Source organism: Massilia sp. Masssp93 (assembly GCF_059491295.1).
In genome coordinates, this window is record NZ_CP168502.1 from 4,625,104 (window position 1) to 4,639,649 (window position 14,546).

The window sequence follows — 14,546 nt, forward strand, 5'->3', positions numbered from 1 at the left end:
TTTGGTGCGCAAGTCGCGCAGCGAATTATAATGCGGCAAATGGAAAACCCTACCCTATTCGTCCAGTGGCTGCGCTCTGTCGCGCCGTATATTCACGCCTTCGGCGGCAAGACGTTCGTCGTCGCTTTCCCCGGTGAACTGGTCGCGGACGGCGTACTGCCCGTGCTCGCGCAGGACCTGTCGCTGCTGGTCGGACTCGGCATCCGCGTCGTGCTGGTGCACGGCTCGCGGCCGCAGGTGGCCGAACAGCTGGCGCTGCGCAACGTCGAGGGCCGCTTCCACAACGGCGTGCGCGTCACGGACAGCGCGGCGATGGAATGCGCCAAGGAAGCCGCGGGCGAACTGCGCCTGGACATCGAGGCCGCGTTCAGCCAGGGTTTGCCCAACACGCCGATGTCGAATGCCCATATCAGCATCGTCTCCGGCAACTACGTCACGGCGCGCCCGCTCGGCGTGATCGACGGTGTCGACCACGAGCTGACGGGCGTCACGCGCAAGGTCGCGGCCGACAAGATCCAGCCGATCCTCAACACCGAGGACAACATCGTGCTGCTGTCGCCGCTGGGCTTTTCGCCGACGGGCGAGGTGTTCAACCTGACGATGGAAGACGTGGCGGTATCCGCCGCGATCGCCCTGCACGCCGAAAAACTCGTCTTCATCACCGAGACGCCGCTGATGAAGGACGCCGGCGGCGGCGACATCCGCGAACTGTCGTCGCACCAGGCCGAAGCCGTGCTGCAGGCGGGCTTTTTGCCGAACGACGCGTCGTTCTACCTGCAGCACGCCATCAAGGCCTGCAACAGCGGCGTCGACCGCGCCCACATCGTGCCCTACTCGCTGGACGGCTCCGCGCTGCTGGAACTGTTCACCCACGACGGCGTGGGCACGATGATCACGCACGACAACCTCGAGAGCCTGCGCCAGGCTTCAATTGAGGACGTCGGCGGCATTATCAAGCTCATCGAACCGCTGGAAGCGGACGGCACGCTGGTAAAACGTCCGCGCGAACTGATCGAACGCGAGATCGAGCAATTCTCCGTGATCGAGCACGACGGCGTCATCTTCGGCTGCGCCGCGCTGTACCCGTTCCCCGAATCGAAGATGGCGGAAATGGCCTGCCTGACCGTGAGTCCGGATGCGCAGACCCAGGGCGACGGCGAGCGCATCCTGAAGCACATGGAAAACCGCGCCCGCGCGGCCGGCATGACCAAGCTGTTCGTGCTGACCACGCGCACGTCGCACTGGTTCAAGAAGCGCGGCTTCGTGCTGGCGACCGTCGACGACCTGCCCAAGGATCGGGCGCATATGTACAACTGGCAGAGACGGTCGCAGATCCTGATCAAGCAGCTGTGAAAACGCCGTCGTTCCCGCGGAGGCGGAATAGTGCCCCGGCACTATTCCGCCAAGTCCATTGCGGCCACGCGCGCAAATTAGGCCCCTGCCTTCGCAGGGGCGACGTTGTTCACGGCCGGTAGCTTTTCCCCGGCCGCCTTATAATCACGTTTTTCCGATACCGAACCAGGAGCAAGAACATGGCCCGCACCGTCCATTGCATCAAACTGAACAAGGAAGCCGAAGGCCTCGCCTTCCCGCCGTACCCGGGCGAACTGGGCAAACGCATCTATGAAAGCGTGTCGAAAGAGGCGTGGGATGGCTGGCTCAAGCACCAGACCATGCTGATCAACGAAAACCGCCTGAACATGGCCGACGCGCGCGCCCGCAAATACCTGGCCACGCAGATGGAACGCCATTTCTTCGGCGAAGGTGCCGACGAGGCCGCCGGCTACGTGCCGCCGACCGCCTGACGATGCACGGGGACAGCGCCGCCTGTCCCTACATCTGCCTGCACTGGCGCAATTCACAGCGCGCCATGAACACTTTCCCGCTCATCGTCCCGCTTTCGCAGCGCATGCGATAGACCTCGACGGGCCCCGGCTGCGTGATCAGCCCGGCGCCCTGCCCGCCCGTACAACCTTGCTGCTTCGCCATCTTCTCGACGGTGGCCGACGACACGCCCGTGTGGAACGGAATCGTTTCGACGGCCGGCGAGGCGGCGGCCACGGGTGCGGCCGGCGCGGCCGGTGCCGGCATGGTGTGATGAAACATGGAGCAACCGCCCAGGCCCAGCGCGGCCGCCAGGGCGATCGACAACAGAGCCGGAGCGCGCTTCATGTCCGCTCCGCTCAGAACGTCAGCGACTTGACGCCGTCGCCCGTGCCCAGCAGGCAGACGTCGGCGCCGCGGCGGGCGAACAGGCCGACGGCGATCACGCCGACGATCTGGTTGATCTCCGATTCCAGGCCCACCGGGTCCTTGATCGACAGGCCGGCCACGTCGAGGATGTAGCCGCCGTTGTCGGTGACGAAGGCGTCCGTGCTGCCCGGCTTGGTGCGCAGGCGCGGTTGGCCGCCCAGCGCGGCGAGCTTGCGGCTGACGGCATTCGCGGCCATTGGCACGACTTCGACCGGCAGCGGGAATTTACCCAGCGTCTCGACCAGCTTGGAGCCGTCGGCGATGCACACGAACTTGCCCGACACGGACGCGACGATCTTTTCGCGCGTCAGCGCCGCGCCGCCGCCCTTGATCATGGCGCCCGTGGCGTTGATCTCGTCGGCGCCGTCGACGTAGACGGAGATCGCCGCGACGTCGTTCAGGTCGAACACCTCGATGCCGTGGCCGCGCAGGCGGGCCGCCGTCGCTTCCGACGACGCCACGGCGCCCTTGATGCGCGACTTGATCTTGCCGAGTTCGTCGATGAAGAAGTTGGCGGTGGAGCCGGTGCCGACGCCGATGATTTCGCCGTCGACCACGTGATCGATGGCGGCGCGGGCCACTGCCTGCTTGAGTTCGTCCTGAGTCATGATGTTGGTAAGAGGTGAAGAATCCGACATTTTAGCGGATTCGGCGGCCCTCCTCGCCGCAACGGCCATGATGCGCCACGCTTTCGCGACAGTTTTCATGCCAATTCAGCATATAATCTTGCAACCAAAGAAACACCTGTCTCAGCCTCGGACACCACCACGCCAACGACCCATGTTCCGGACCCTGACCACCTTCCTGCTCGCCCTCGTCCTCGCGCACGCCGCGACGGCCGCCGACTTCTCGCCGTCCGCGCCATCCGGCCCGTACCGCGTCGGCTTCCACGTCCGCCAACAGTACGACCGGGCGCGCGTCTACCAGCATCCGCGCAATCCGGTCACGGCGCAGGCCACGAGCGGCGACCGCTCGCGGCCGCTGCAGACGCTCGTCTGGTATCCGGCCATCGGCAGCGGCGGCGCCATGACCTGGCGCGACTACGTGGCGACCGTCGCGACCGAGGAAGAATTCAGCCGCATGCCCGACCAGGTGCGGCGCGCCACCGACGCGCTCGTCGAGACGCGCGGCGCGCAGGTCCAGCGCGAACTCACGAACCCGATGCACGCCCTGCGCGACGCGCCCGAGCGTCCCGGCAAGTTCCCGGTCGTGATCTACGCGCCCAGCCACAGCGCCTACGCGATCGAGAACACCGACCTGTGCGAATACCTGGCGAGCCACGGCTATATCGTGCTCGCCACGCCGTCGCTGGGCCCGCGCTCGCACACGATGACGGCCGACCTGGAAGGCGCCGAAGCCCAGGCCGACGACATCGGCTTCCTCGTCGGCTACGCCTCCACGCTGGCGCAGGCGGACACGAACCGCATCGCCGTCGTCGGCCACAGCTGGGGCAGCCTGGCAAGCGTGCTGGCGGCGGCCCGCGACGATCGCATCCGCGCCCTCGTCACGCTGGACGGCTCGCTGCGCGCCGCCTACGACTACGTGAACGGCGGCCCGCGCGCCGCCCGCTACGTCACGCCGGAACGCCTGGGCATCCCGCTGCTGTACATGACGCGCCTGCAGGACGAGGGCACCGTGGGCGCCGAACTGCTGGCGCGCGTGCGCTATGCCGACGTCTACCTCGCCACGCTCGCTGCCGCGAACCACATGGATTTTTCGTCCTGGTCGCAGCGCATGGCGCCGGAAGTCGCCTACGCCGGCCGCACGCGCGCCCAGCTTGCGCAATCGTACGGCGCGATGGCGCACATGGTGGAACGCTTCCTCGACGCGCGCCTGAAGAACGATGCCCCCGCGCGCCGCCAGCTGGACGATGCCCTCGCCGCGCAGCGCCCGCCGCCCGGCTTCGTGTCGTTTGCCGTGCACCGCGCCGCGAGCGCGCCGCCGACGCTCGACACCTTCCTCGACCAGCTGGGCCACCAGGGCTTCGAGCACATCGGCGCCATCTACGACCGCCTGCACGCGCAAAACCCTGACCTGACCCTCGACCCGCTGCAGGCGCACGACTGGGGCATGAAGCTGCTGCGCGAACGGCGCGCCGCGGACGCCTTGCAGGTGTTCCGCCTGGGCGTGAAGCTGTATCCGGAACGCTTCGACTTCCTCTACGACGGCCTGGGCCAGGCCTGCGAGGCGGCGGGCGAGCGCGACGCGGCCATCGCCAATTACCGGCAGGCGCTGGCGCTGGAGCCGGGGCAGATGCATGCGCGCGAGCGGCTGGGCGCGCTGGGGGAACAGTGATGAAACGCGTGACTGGCATCGGCGGTATCTTCTTCGAGGCGAAAGACCCGGCCGCCCTGGGCGCCTGGTACAAGCGCCACCTCGGCATCGATGTGCAACCGTGGGGCGGCGCGGCCTTCGACTGGAGCGACGACGCCGGCAATCCCGGCGGCGGCACGACGGCCTGGTCCGTGTTCGCCGCCGGCAGCGATCCGTTCGTGCCGGGCCGCGCGCCTTTCATGATCAATTACCGCGTCCACGACCTCGCCGCGCTCCTGCAGACGCTGCGCGACGAAGGCTGCGACGTGCTGGACAAGACCGACGACGGCGAATACGGCAAGTTCGGCTGGGTCATCGATCCCGAAGGCAACAAGGTCGAGCTGTGGGAGCCCCCGCCCGGCCGATAGTCGTGCGCGATGCGGCGGCTGCGGCTGTGTAGAATGAGTTCCAATATCACAGCCGGAGAACAGCGTGCCGAAACAGCAGACCCCGTCGATCACGTGGCTGGACGACGCGACGCCGTCCGACTACGACGCCGCGGGCCATTACCTGGCCCTCGTCGACAATCAGAAGAACATCGATAAAGCCGTGGCGGACCTCAGGGCCGGAACGATCGTCGACTACAAGGCGACGGACCTGCTGCGCGCCGCGCATCTTGCCGTGCCCAAGGCCGACGACCGCCCGATCCGCGAGCAGATCAAGAAAATCAAGCGCGGCGAACCCGTCTCCCCGGTGCTCCTCGTGCGCGTGCCCGCGCTGAAGAAAGTCATCGTCGCGGATGGCTTCCACCGGATCTGCGCGGCCTGCCGCATCGATCCCGACGTCGTGCTGCACTGCAAGCTGGTCGGCGTCTAGCGGCTCACGGCGCCCTTGCGGCGCCACGCTCCGGCCTGCAAGGACAGGGCCGACACGAGGAAGTAGAACGCCCCGAAGCCGGCATAGCCGGCCACGGTGGCGATCGTCGGCACGACGGCCGTCCCCGCCTGGAAGATGAAGACGGCGCCCGCCAGGGCCGACTGTCCGCCGCTCAGGATCATCGCCCATTGCGCGCCGTAGGCCTTCCAGCGGCGCAGCCCCGTGCCGAGTTGCAGCATCCCGGACAGGATGGCCCATGCGCCGAACACGCCGAGCACCCGGTTCATGTCGGGCAGCGCGACGGCAACGGCGACCGCCACCGCCAGGCTGGCGACGGCGTTCGCGGCCTGCGTGCGGTTTGCGGCGAGGCCGCCGCTCCGCGATCCATCGGCCAGGTTGGCCAGCGCGTCCCAGGCGGGATAGCACACGAGCAACGCGGCGGCGAAGCCCATCGAATGCCGTGCCACGCCCACGGCAGCGGCGACCCAGGCGAACGAGAATACCGCCCGGGTCAAGTAGTACGTCTTCAGCCAGCGTTCCTGGGCGGCGCGGTCCGGCACTGCGTGCGAGTCGTTCATTGGTCTTCCTTCGAATTTGCCTACCTACCAGTTGGTAGGCAGATCGGTTAAAAAAATGCACCGATGTGCACCCTAGTTTTTTGCCGCCATGCGCTCCAGCTGCGGATCCATGATGGCGCCGAACATGGCGGTATCGCCGTAGGCACGGGCCGACAGCATCGCGCCGTGCACCGTCGCCATGAACGCTTCCGCCTCTGTGCGCGGCGGATGGGTCAGTGCGACGGTCCCCTGCCGTACGCCGCGCTCGAGCACGGACGTCAGCCATCCCGACAGGAAGCGGAAATACGCCCGGATCTCCACGGCCACGTCATCCGGCAGAATCGGCAATTCGCCGGCCAGCAAGGCGCACACGCAGAACGGTGCGCTGGCATCCCCGATGCAGCTCTTCCAGTACTGGACATACGCACGCAACTGGTCGAGCGGACCGGCGACGCCGTGTTCGAGATTCCCGAGCCCTTCTTCGGCCGCTTCGCGATAGCGGACGACGAGCGTCTTCACCAGGTCGACCTTGGCGGGGAAATGGTGATGGATGCTCGCCTTGCGGATACCGACCGCCGCCGCGATGTCGGCGTAGCTGAAACCGTTATAGCCGCCGGTGACGATCAGGGCACGTGCACAGGCCAGGATGTCGTCGGCCGTGGTGGAGGATTTGTTCATGACGCACACCCTACCTTCTAGTAGGTAGAATGTCAAAGGCTTTTTGCGCGGAGCGAACGCGGCCAATGATTAAATCAGCAAATCCGAAAAAATTTCTCTCAAGAATTTAATGAAAAATGCAATCCGGTCGTCCTGTATCAAGGGATAGTTATTGAACATCCCATGACCTTCACAACAACAAGATTCCGACCATGCTGAGCCTTCATACCAACGTCGCCTCGCTGTCCGCCCAAAATTCGCTGGGCAGCACGCAGGCGACCCTGTCGACCTCGATGACCCGCCTGTCGACCGGCTACCGCATCAATTCGTCGATGGACGACGCGGCCGGCCTGCAGATCGCCACCCGCCTGAAAGCCCAGAGCAGCGGGATGTCGGTCGCGATGCGCAACACCCAGAACTCGATTTCCATGCTGCAGACGGCCGACGGAGCACTGAACGAAGTCAACAACGTCCTGACCCGCATGAAAGACCTGGCCACCCAGGCCGCCGACGGCTCCGCCTCGGCCGACGACAAGACGGCGCTCCAGGCCGAATACGATTCGCTGACGGATGAACTCTCGAATATCTTCAGCAACACCAAGTTCGGCGGCACCCGTCTGCTGAACACCAACGACCCGGCGGACGTGAATCCGGTCAAGGCAGCGAAGGCCGGCAAGCTGAACGGCTCGGTGACGTTCCAGATCGGCGCCGACGATTCGGAAACCATGACCGCGAGCTTCTCCACCGAACTGGGCGCCGTCAACACCGCCATCCAGGACGCCACCGGAGGCAATCCGGCCGTCGCCGGGCGCTTCGCGGGCGACGGCTCCGCAACGATTGCGACCATCGGCCATGCGCTGGCCGATCACACGGGCGATGCCAATCTCGCCAACAACGGCGCCGCCGATGCGACGTCGGCGATCCTGAACCTGAGCGGCGCCATCGACGCCGTATCGGCCCTGCGGTCGAAGCTGGGCGCGATCTCGAACCGCCTGGACCACGTCTACAACAACCTGGCCAACATCTCGAGCAACACGCAGGCCGCGACGGGCCGCATCATGGACGTCGACTTCGCGACCGAGTCGTCGAGCATGACGTCGAACCAGATGCTGATGCAGGCCGGCACCGCCATGCTGAAGCAGACCAACAGCATGTCGTCGATGGTCATGTCGCTGCTGCAGTAAGCGCGGCGGTCTCAGTCGGGCGGCAGGCAGCCGTACATCCGCCGCCCTTCCCGCTCGCCATTCCAGATCTGGTGCACGACGGCGCTGCCGTCATGCTGGCGCGCGAGGCAGAACCGGGCCTCGTAGCTGGACGCGGCCCGGCCGTTGGCCCCCGGCCGCGCCTCGATGCGCAGGCTGTAGACCCGGCCCGGCGCCAGCGGCGTCGACGCCGTGCGCGGCAGCGACGCCACCCTGCCGCCGTACGGCACGCACATGCCGAACGTGAGCGGGAACGTGCGTTCCCTCGGCATCGCCATCTTCCACACCGGACGCGCGCCCTCCCACACGACGATCGCCTGGAAATCCGGCGTGCCCAGGCGTTCTTCGCGCGGCGTGATCGTGAAGCACGGGCCGCCCCGCGGGCCTTCGCGCACCTCGGCCTCGCCGACGCGTGCGACGGCCGCCGCCGGCAGCCAGGCGCATACCAGTAAGACCGGAATTCGGATGCGGAAGGCTATGGACATGGCCGGATCGCGGGAGAGGAACGCAAGGCGACAGCCTACGTCGGTGCCGCCGTCAAATTTTGAGGTCGCGCAAATTCAGGCGGAGACGGACGTTACCATCCGCGCGAACCGGCGCGCGCCGCCGCGCGGCAGGTTGTCCGGGTCGCGCGGATCGGCGAGAAAGCGGGCCAGCACCTGTTCGTACAGATCGAGCTGGTGCGCATGGCGGCGCTGGCGCATGACGTGCGGATTGCGCATGTATTTCAGCGCGAAATAATCGGCGAGCAGGTCGCCTTGCGCTTCCATGTTGTAGTCGGCCAGGGTGGCGCCGGGACGCAGTTCGTAGCGGTACGACAGGCCGATGCGGATGGCGCCGCGCAGCCGCACTGGATAGTCGAGCTGGTGCTGCCACACGTGCACCATCTCATGAAGGAACCAATGCACCACGGCCGAATCGCCGCGGGTGTAGTCAGGAAGAAAACAGGAGCGGTGAAAGTATATGCTCCCGTTCGGCGTCATCGCACAATTGCGAGGTTGAAAAGGCATGTAGCGGCGGGCATGGATGCGAACGCGCTTGTAGTCGATAGCATCTCCGAACAACAGGGATGCCATGGCGATTTCGCCTGCGGTGAGAGCGCGCCAGCGAGGCGAAAGCAGACGATGAGCAGGTACGGCATCCATCGGTTACTTTTGGGAGAGTGAGAGGCGAAACATGTGATTGATCAGGGGGAATCTACCAGCCTGACATCCTTCCGAAGGATGTCGAATAGCTGACGCCACAGAGTGGATCGCTCGGGGTAGGATACATCGGTCGATGCTTTTACTTCGGCCTCCGTGCTCACCTGACATTGGTTTGACTGGATGATGGATAAGACCGCTTTCGGCTACAGCGGAAGTTTCGAAAGCCTATTGAAGGGCCGGGAGAAAAGCGATGTCGAACCGTTGCGCCAACTGTGTCAGGCGTCTGTCCAGTGACCACAGGCGCGATCCCGGCGTCAGCAGTGTTGAAGCCAGCAGAGCAAGGTCGACGACGCCACATCCGAGGCCATACAACTTTTCGCGCTCGATGAATATCCGGACCTCATCCAACGTTGCCTGCCGTGCTTGAGGCAATGTCGCGATATCGGCCAGCGTACGGGATCGAGGTGCCGGCGGCGTGCCGCAAGCGAGTTCGGTCACGATGAGCGGATGGGACAAAACGAAGTCCTGCATCAGGAGGCTAACCAAACCTTCGTTGCGGTTGCGGAAGTGGTCTACCCACACCGACGTATCGACCAGAACAGCATTCATTCCGTCAGCTCGCCCAACCGGCGCGGAACACCTGCCATGTCGGGTGCCGCACCGCCGAGGCTGGCAAGGCGCCGAGCAGCCTGAACGCGCACGAAGGTTTTGATTGCTTCCCGAAACAGATCGGCCTTGTCCATTTCCGGGTCGGCCATTTCCAAGGCCTTTTCGTACAATGCATCGTCGATGGTCACCGTGGTTCGCATTGCTTGCTCCATGCATCAAATATGGAGACATATTGCATCAAAAAGTGCATCCCCACAAGCAACTTTGAAACTTGGTGTGCAGACTGCCACACATGCACCATCTCATGCATGAACCAGTGGATGGTGTGCGGATCGCCCGCGGCATAGTCGGGCAGGAAGCAGGAGGGGTGAAAATACATGCTGCCGTTGGGCGTCATGGCGCAGTTTTTCGGCTGCACCAGCGGCAGGTAGCGGCGCCCGTGCACGTGCACGCGCGCCCAATCGATGGCGCTGCCGAACAGCAGCGACGCCATGCGTATTTCGCCCGGGGTCAGGCCACGCAGCAGGCGTCGCTGCATCCGGTGAGGCTCAGGCTGCCTTGCCGAGGGCCGCTGCGGACTTGGCCAGCTCGGTGATCAGGCCCCAGTCGCCGGCCTTCATCGCGTCCGCCGGGGTCAGCCAGGAGCCGCCCACGCACGCGACGTTCTTCAGCGCGAGGAATTGCGGCGCGGTCTCGATCGAGATGCCGCCCGTCGGGCAGAACGTGATGTCCGCCAGCGGACCGCCCAGCGCCTTCAGCATGCCGACACCGCCCGCCGGCACGGCCGGGAACAGTTTCAGCTGCTTGAAGCCGGCTTCGCGCGCCACCATCACTTCGGACGGGGTCATGCAGCCCGGCAGCATCGGCAGGCCGCTCTTTTTCGCGGCATCGATCAGGGCCGGGGTCAGGCCCGGCGACACGCCGAACACGGCGCCCGCATCGCGCGACGCGGCGAGTTCTTCCGGCTGCGTCAGGGTGCCGACGCCGACGATCGCGCCTTCCACCTGGGCCATCGCGCGGATCGCCTCCAGGCCGTGCTTCGTGCGCAGCGTGACTTCGAGCACGCGGATGCCGCCGGCGACGAGCGCCTTGGCGAGGGGGACCGCATGGTCCGGATCGTCGATCGCGATCACGGGGATCACGACGGCCGATTTCATGATGTCCAACAGGGTCATATCGTTACTCATCGTTGTGCTCACTTGGCGGTGGATTTGCGAAACAGGAAATCTTCATCCGAACCGGGCATGATCTCACCGCTGTCGGTGCCTTCATGCAGGGGAACGGTCGTATCGATCGGTGACGGCAGCGGGAAGTGGGCGGCGCCCTCTTCCGCCGCGCTGACGGATTTGCGGAACACGTCGAACAGCTCGCGGCCCATGCCGATGTGGCCGGAGCTCAGGTCGGCGGTCGCCATCTTGCGCGATGCCCACACGTCTTCCGGCACCAGCGCATCCAGCGAACCTTGCGTGGCATCGACGCGGATGATGTCGCCGTCGCGCACCAGGCCCAGCGGACCGCCGGCCAGGATTTCCGGCGACACGTGGATCGCGGCCGGCACCTTGCCCGACGCGCCCGACATGCGGCCGTCGGTGACCATCGCGACGTGGAAGCCGCTGTCCTGCAGGTTCGCCAGCGCCGGCGTCAGCGCGTGCAGTTCCGGCATGCCGTTGGCGCGCGGGCCCTGGAAGCGGATCACGGCGACGAAATCGCGGTTCAGCTTGCCGGCCTTGTAGGCGTGCATGAAATCTTCCTGCGAATCGAACGTCAGCGCAGGCGCTTCGACGATGTGATGTTCCTTCTTGACGGCCGAGACCTTCATCACGGCGCGGCCCAGGTTGCCCTGCACGAGCACCATGCCGCCATTGTCGCTGAACGGGTTCGTATGCTTGCGCAGCACGGTCTCGTCGCCGCTCTGTGCCGGCAGGTCGCGCCAGACGACCTTGTCGCCGTCGAGGAACGGTTCCTTGCAGTGGTTGCGCAGGCCGCGGCCGAGGATGGTGTTGACGTCGTCGTGCGCGAGGCCCGCGTCCAGCAGTTCGCGGATGACGAAGGTCGGGCCGCCCGCGGCCTGGAAGTAGTTCACGTCGGCGTCGCCGTTCGGGTACACGCGCGTCAGCGACGGCACGACCTTCGACAGTTCATCGAAGTCGTTCCAGTCGATCACGATGCCGGCCGCGCGCGCGATGGCGACGAGGTGCAGCGTGTGGTTCGTCGAACCGCCCGTCGCGTGCAGCGCAACGATGGCGTTGACGATGCATTTTTCGTCGACGATGTGGCCGATCGGCATGTACTCGCCGCCCTGCTGCGAGATCTTGACGGCATGCTGCGCCGCGGCGCGGGTCAGCGCCTCGCGCAGCGGCGTGTCCGGATGGACGAACGCGGCGCCCGGCAGGTGCAGGCCCATCATCTCCATCAGCATCTGGTTGCTGTTGGCGGTGCCGTAGAACGTGCAGGTGCCGGCGCTGTGGTAAGCCTTGGCCTCGCCTTCCAGCAGCTCTTCACGCGTGGCTTCGCCCTTCGCGTAACGCTGGCGCACGGCGGCCTTTTCCTTGTTCGAGATACCGGTCGCCATCGGGCCGCCCGGCACGAAGATGCCCGGGATATGGCCGAAGTGCAGCGCGCCGATCAGCAGGCCCGGCACGATCTTGTCGCAGATGCCGAGATACAGGCTGGCGTCGAACATATTGTGCGACAGCGCGATGGCCGTCGACATGGCGATGGTGTCGCGCGAGAACAGCGACAGCTCCATGCCCGGCTGGCCTTGCGTGACGCCGTCGCACATGGCGGGCACGCCGCCGGCGAACTGGGCCACGGCGCCGACTTCACGCACGGCATCCTTGATGACCTTGGGGTAGGCTTCGAACGGCTGGTGCGCCGACAGCATGTCGTTGTACGAGGAGACGATGGCGACCGACGGCTGCTTGGCCTCGCGCAGCTTGAGCTTGTCGTTGGCCGGGAACGCGGCGAAACCGTGCGCCAGGTTCGTACATGCCAGCACGCTGCGCTGCACGCCCTTCACGCGCGCCGCATCGAGATGCGCCAGGTAGGCCTGGCGCGACGGCCGGCTACGCTTGATGATCCGGTTGGTGACCTGTTCTACTACGGGGTGCAGCGCCATGATCTGTTCCTTGTGAATTGGATTTCTGAAATTTTACTACGAAATGCGGATTGCCGCTCGTTATTCGCTTGGCTGCGGGGAGATAAATGCCTCGTGTACGCACGCGTCCTGGCGGCGCCCGCTCATCCGCGCCTTCGCGGCACGACGGATTTGTGTAGTGAATTTACGCCTGCTTCCTGTATGATTCGATAACCTGCACAAAATGACATCATACCGTCCAAGTCCATCATCATGCGCCAACCATCCCTGACCAGCATCGCCAGTTACCAGGCCCTCCAGGCCCACGCCCAAGACGCCACGCAATGGCAGATGCGCGACCTGTTCGCGCAAGACCCGCAGCGCTTCGAGCGCCTGTCTGCGGAAGCGGCCGGGCTGTTCCTAGACTATTCAAAAAACCGCCTGGACGGGCGCACGCTTGCACTGCTGGCAAGCCTCGCGCGCGAGCGCGGCGTCGAGCGCCTGCGCGACGCCATGTTCGCCGGCGACAAGATCAACCTGACGGAAAACCGCGCCGTCCTGCACACCGCCCTGCGCGCGCCGCAGGACAAGCAGATCACGGTCGACGGCCAGGACATCACCGCCGACGTGCATGCCGTACTCGCCCGCATCAGGACGTTCAGCGACGCCGTGCGCAACGGCCAGTGGCTCGGCCACACCGGCCGCGAAATCACGGACATCGTCAACATCGGCATCGGCGGTTCCGACCTCGGCCCGAAGATGGTCTGCCTGGCGCTGCGCCAGTTCGCGCATCCGCGCCTCACCATGCACTTCGTCTCCAACGTCGACGGCCACGACATGGACGCGGCGCTGTCGCGCGTGAATCCGGAAACGACGCTGTTCATCATCGCGTCCAAGACGTTCACGACGGCCGAGACCATGATGAACGCGAACACGGCGCGCGCGTGGTTCCTCAGGCACGCACCGGAACAGGCGCTGGCGAAGCACTTCGTCGCGGTCTCGACCAACGTCGAAGCGATCAAGAAGTTCGGCATCGATCCGGACAACATGTTCCCGTTCTGGGACTGGGTCGGCGGCCGCTACTCCGTCTGGTCGGCGATCGGCCTCCCCGTCGCGCTGTGCGTCGGCTACGGCTACTTCGCCGACTTCCTCGCGGGCGCGCACGCGATGGACGAGCACTTCCGCACCGCGCCCATCGAGCAGAACCTGCCGATGATCCTCGCCCTCGTCGGCTTCTGGAACCGCGAATTCCTGGGCTGCCCGTCGGTGTCGATCGCGCCCTACCACCAGGACCTGAACCGCTTCCCCGCCTACCTGCAGCAGCTCGACATGGAAAGCAACGGCAAGCGCGTCACGCGCGCCGGCGACACCATCACGGACTATGCGACCGGCCCCGTGATCTGGGGCGACGTCGGCACGAACGGCCAGCACGCCTACTTCCAGCTGCTGCACCAGGGCACGGACGTCACGCCGATGGATTTCATCGCCGCCCTGCGTCCGGCGCACGAATTCCAGAACCACCACGCCGCGCTGCTCGCCAACTGCTTCGCGCAGTCGGAAGCGTTCATGAAGGGCAAGACGGCGGACGAGGTACGTGCGGACCTGGCCGGACAGGATGCCGCCGAGATCGAGCGCCTGGTCCCGCACAAGACCTTCCCGGGCAACCGTCCGAGCAACACGATCCTGATGGAATACCTGACCCCGGCCACGCTGGGCGCGCTGATCGCGCTGTACGAGCACAAGGTGTTCGTGCAGGGCGCGATCTGGGACGTGAACAGCTACGACCAGTGGGGCGTCGAACTGGGCAAGGTGCTGGCCAAGAAGATCGAAGCGGAACTGAACGGCGCCGCGCAGCCGGCGCAGCACGACGGCTCGACCAACGGCCTGATCGCGCGCGCCAAGGCCGCCGTCTGAGGAG

The 14,546-nt window shown here is 65.6% G+C and carries 18 protein-coding genes; 7 read left to right on the forward strand and 11 right to left on the reverse strand.

Annotation, left to right across the window (positions count from 1 at the left end; genetic code table 11):
* The first annotated feature begins 39 nt into the window (after window positions 1-39).
* Together argA and ACEN9Q_RS18975 are read left to right on the forward strand one after the other, a co-directional pair.
* On the forward strand, window positions 40-1,353 hold the full coding sequence (gene argA / locus ACEN9Q_RS18970; RefSeq protein WP_056443288.1) for an amino-acid N-acetyltransferase: 1,314 nt from the start codon (window positions 40-42) through the stop codon (window positions 1,351-1,353).
* A gap of 179 nt (window positions 1,354-1,532) precedes the next feature.
* A complete protein-coding gene (locus ACEN9Q_RS18975) occupies window positions 1,533-1,805 on the forward strand; it encodes an oxidative damage protection protein (RefSeq protein WP_029756863.1) in 273 nt (90 codons plus the stop codon).
* A 28-nt stretch (window positions 1,806-1,833) separates the two neighbouring features.
* Here the strand turns inward: ACEN9Q_RS18975 and ACEN9Q_RS18980 are convergent, their stop codons facing one another.
* Entirely contained in the window at window positions 1,834-2,172 is a 339-nt protein-coding gene (locus ACEN9Q_RS18980; RefSeq protein WP_056443291.1) for a hypothetical protein, read from the reverse strand.
* Between the two features lie 11 nt (window positions 2,173-2,183).
* Window positions 2,184-2,861 carry a ribose-5-phosphate isomerase RpiA gene (gene rpiA / locus ACEN9Q_RS18985; protein ID WP_495625644.1) on the reverse strand — a complete coding sequence of 226 codons (678 nt, stop codon included), beginning with the start codon at window positions 2,859-2,861 and terminating at the stop codon, window positions 2,184-2,186.
* Window positions 2,862-3,033: 172 nt separating this feature from the next.
* Here rpiA and ACEN9Q_RS18990 point away from each other — a divergent pair, with 172 nt between their 5' ends.
* From ACEN9Q_RS18990 to ACEN9Q_RS19000, 3 genes are all read left to right on the forward strand, one after another.
* Window positions 3,034-4,548 carry an alpha/beta hydrolase gene (locus ACEN9Q_RS18990; protein WP_495625645.1) on the forward strand — a complete coding sequence of 505 codons (1,515 nt, stop codon included), beginning with the start codon at window positions 3,034-3,036 and terminating at the stop codon, window positions 4,546-4,548.
* Window positions 4,548-4,934: a VOC family protein gene (locus tag ACEN9Q_RS18995; RefSeq protein ID WP_495625646.1), complete on the forward strand. Its 387-nt coding sequence runs from the start codon at window positions 4,548-4,550 to the stop codon at window positions 4,932-4,934. The genes ACEN9Q_RS18990 and ACEN9Q_RS18995 overlap by 1 nt, the downstream gene beginning before the upstream one ends.
* Window positions 4,935-4,998: 64 nt before the next feature.
* Entirely contained in the window at window positions 4,999-5,382 is a 384-nt protein-coding gene (locus ACEN9Q_RS19000; protein WP_495625647.1) for a hypothetical protein, read from the forward strand.
* On the opposite strand, the gene ACEN9Q_RS19005 is transcribed toward ACEN9Q_RS19000, so the two are convergent.
* Together ACEN9Q_RS19005 and ACEN9Q_RS19010 are read right to left on the reverse strand one after the other, a co-directional pair.
* Entirely contained in the window at window positions 5,379-5,960 is a 582-nt protein-coding gene (locus tag ACEN9Q_RS19005; protein WP_495625648.1) for a DUF308 domain-containing protein, read from the reverse strand. The two genes, ACEN9Q_RS19000 and ACEN9Q_RS19005, sit on opposite strands and share 4 nt — an antisense overlap.
* 72 nt (window positions 5,961-6,032) lie before the next feature.
* On the reverse strand, window positions 6,033-6,617 hold the full coding sequence (locus ACEN9Q_RS19010) for a TetR/AcrR family transcriptional regulator (protein ID WP_495625649.1): 585 nt from the start codon (window positions 6,615-6,617) through the stop codon (window positions 6,033-6,035).
* A 191-nt stretch (window positions 6,618-6,808) separates the two neighbouring features.
* Between ACEN9Q_RS19010 and ACEN9Q_RS19015 the strand changes: the two genes are divergently transcribed.
* Entirely contained in the window at window positions 6,809-7,780 is a 972-nt protein-coding gene (locus ACEN9Q_RS19015) for a flagellin N-terminal helical domain-containing protein (RefSeq protein ID WP_495625650.1), read from the forward strand.
* Between the two features lie 11 nt (window positions 7,781-7,791).
* Here the strand turns inward: ACEN9Q_RS19015 and ACEN9Q_RS19020 are convergent, their stop codons facing one another.
* The 7 genes from ACEN9Q_RS19020 to edd form a co-directional block, all read right to left on the reverse strand.
* Window positions 7,792-8,283 carry a hypothetical protein gene (locus ACEN9Q_RS19020; protein WP_495625651.1) on the reverse strand — a complete coding sequence of 164 codons (492 nt, stop codon included), beginning with the start codon at window positions 8,281-8,283 and terminating at the stop codon, window positions 7,792-7,794.
* Window positions 8,284-8,358: 75 nt separating this feature from the next.
* Window positions 8,359-8,874 carry a Rhs element Vgr protein gene (locus tag ACEN9Q_RS19025; protein ID WP_495625652.1) on the reverse strand — a complete coding sequence of 172 codons (516 nt, stop codon included), beginning with the start codon at window positions 8,872-8,874 and terminating at the stop codon, window positions 8,359-8,361.
* 294 nt (window positions 8,875-9,168) lie between these two features.
* Window positions 9,169-9,552 (reverse strand): PIN domain-containing protein, encoded by a 384-nt coding sequence (locus tag ACEN9Q_RS19030; protein ID WP_056443321.1) that lies wholly within the window; start codon window positions 9,550-9,552, stop codon window positions 9,169-9,171.
* Window positions 9,549-9,752, reverse strand: a complete 204-nt coding sequence (locus ACEN9Q_RS19035) for a type II toxin-antitoxin system VapB family antitoxin (RefSeq protein WP_495625653.1) — start codon at window positions 9,750-9,752, stop codon at window positions 9,549-9,551. The genes ACEN9Q_RS19030 and ACEN9Q_RS19035 overlap by 4 nt, the downstream gene beginning before the upstream one ends.
* Window positions 9,737-10,090 (reverse strand): hypothetical protein, encoded by a 354-nt coding sequence (locus ACEN9Q_RS19040; RefSeq protein WP_200958338.1) that lies wholly within the window; start codon window positions 10,088-10,090, stop codon window positions 9,737-9,739. The genes ACEN9Q_RS19035 and ACEN9Q_RS19040 overlap by 16 nt, the downstream gene beginning before the upstream one ends.
* 10 nt (window positions 10,091-10,100) lie before the next feature.
* Entirely contained in the window at window positions 10,101-10,727 is a 627-nt protein-coding gene (gene eda, locus ACEN9Q_RS19045; protein WP_495625654.1) for a bifunctional 4-hydroxy-2-oxoglutarate aldolase/2-dehydro-3-deoxy-phosphogluconate aldolase, read from the reverse strand.
* 20 nt (window positions 10,728-10,747) lie between these two features.
* Window positions 10,748-12,670, reverse strand: a complete 1,923-nt coding sequence (gene edd / locus ACEN9Q_RS19050) for a phosphogluconate dehydratase (RefSeq protein WP_495625655.1) — start codon at window positions 12,668-12,670, stop codon at window positions 10,748-10,750.
* A gap of 231 nt (window positions 12,671-12,901) precedes the next feature.
* Between edd and pgi the strand changes: the two genes are divergently transcribed.
* Window positions 12,902-14,542 carry a glucose-6-phosphate isomerase gene (pgi, locus tag ACEN9Q_RS19055; RefSeq protein ID WP_495625656.1) on the forward strand — a complete coding sequence of 547 codons (1,641 nt, stop codon included), beginning with the start codon at window positions 12,902-12,904 and terminating at the stop codon, window positions 14,540-14,542.
* The last annotated feature ends 4 nt before the right edge of the window (window positions 14,543-14,546 follow it).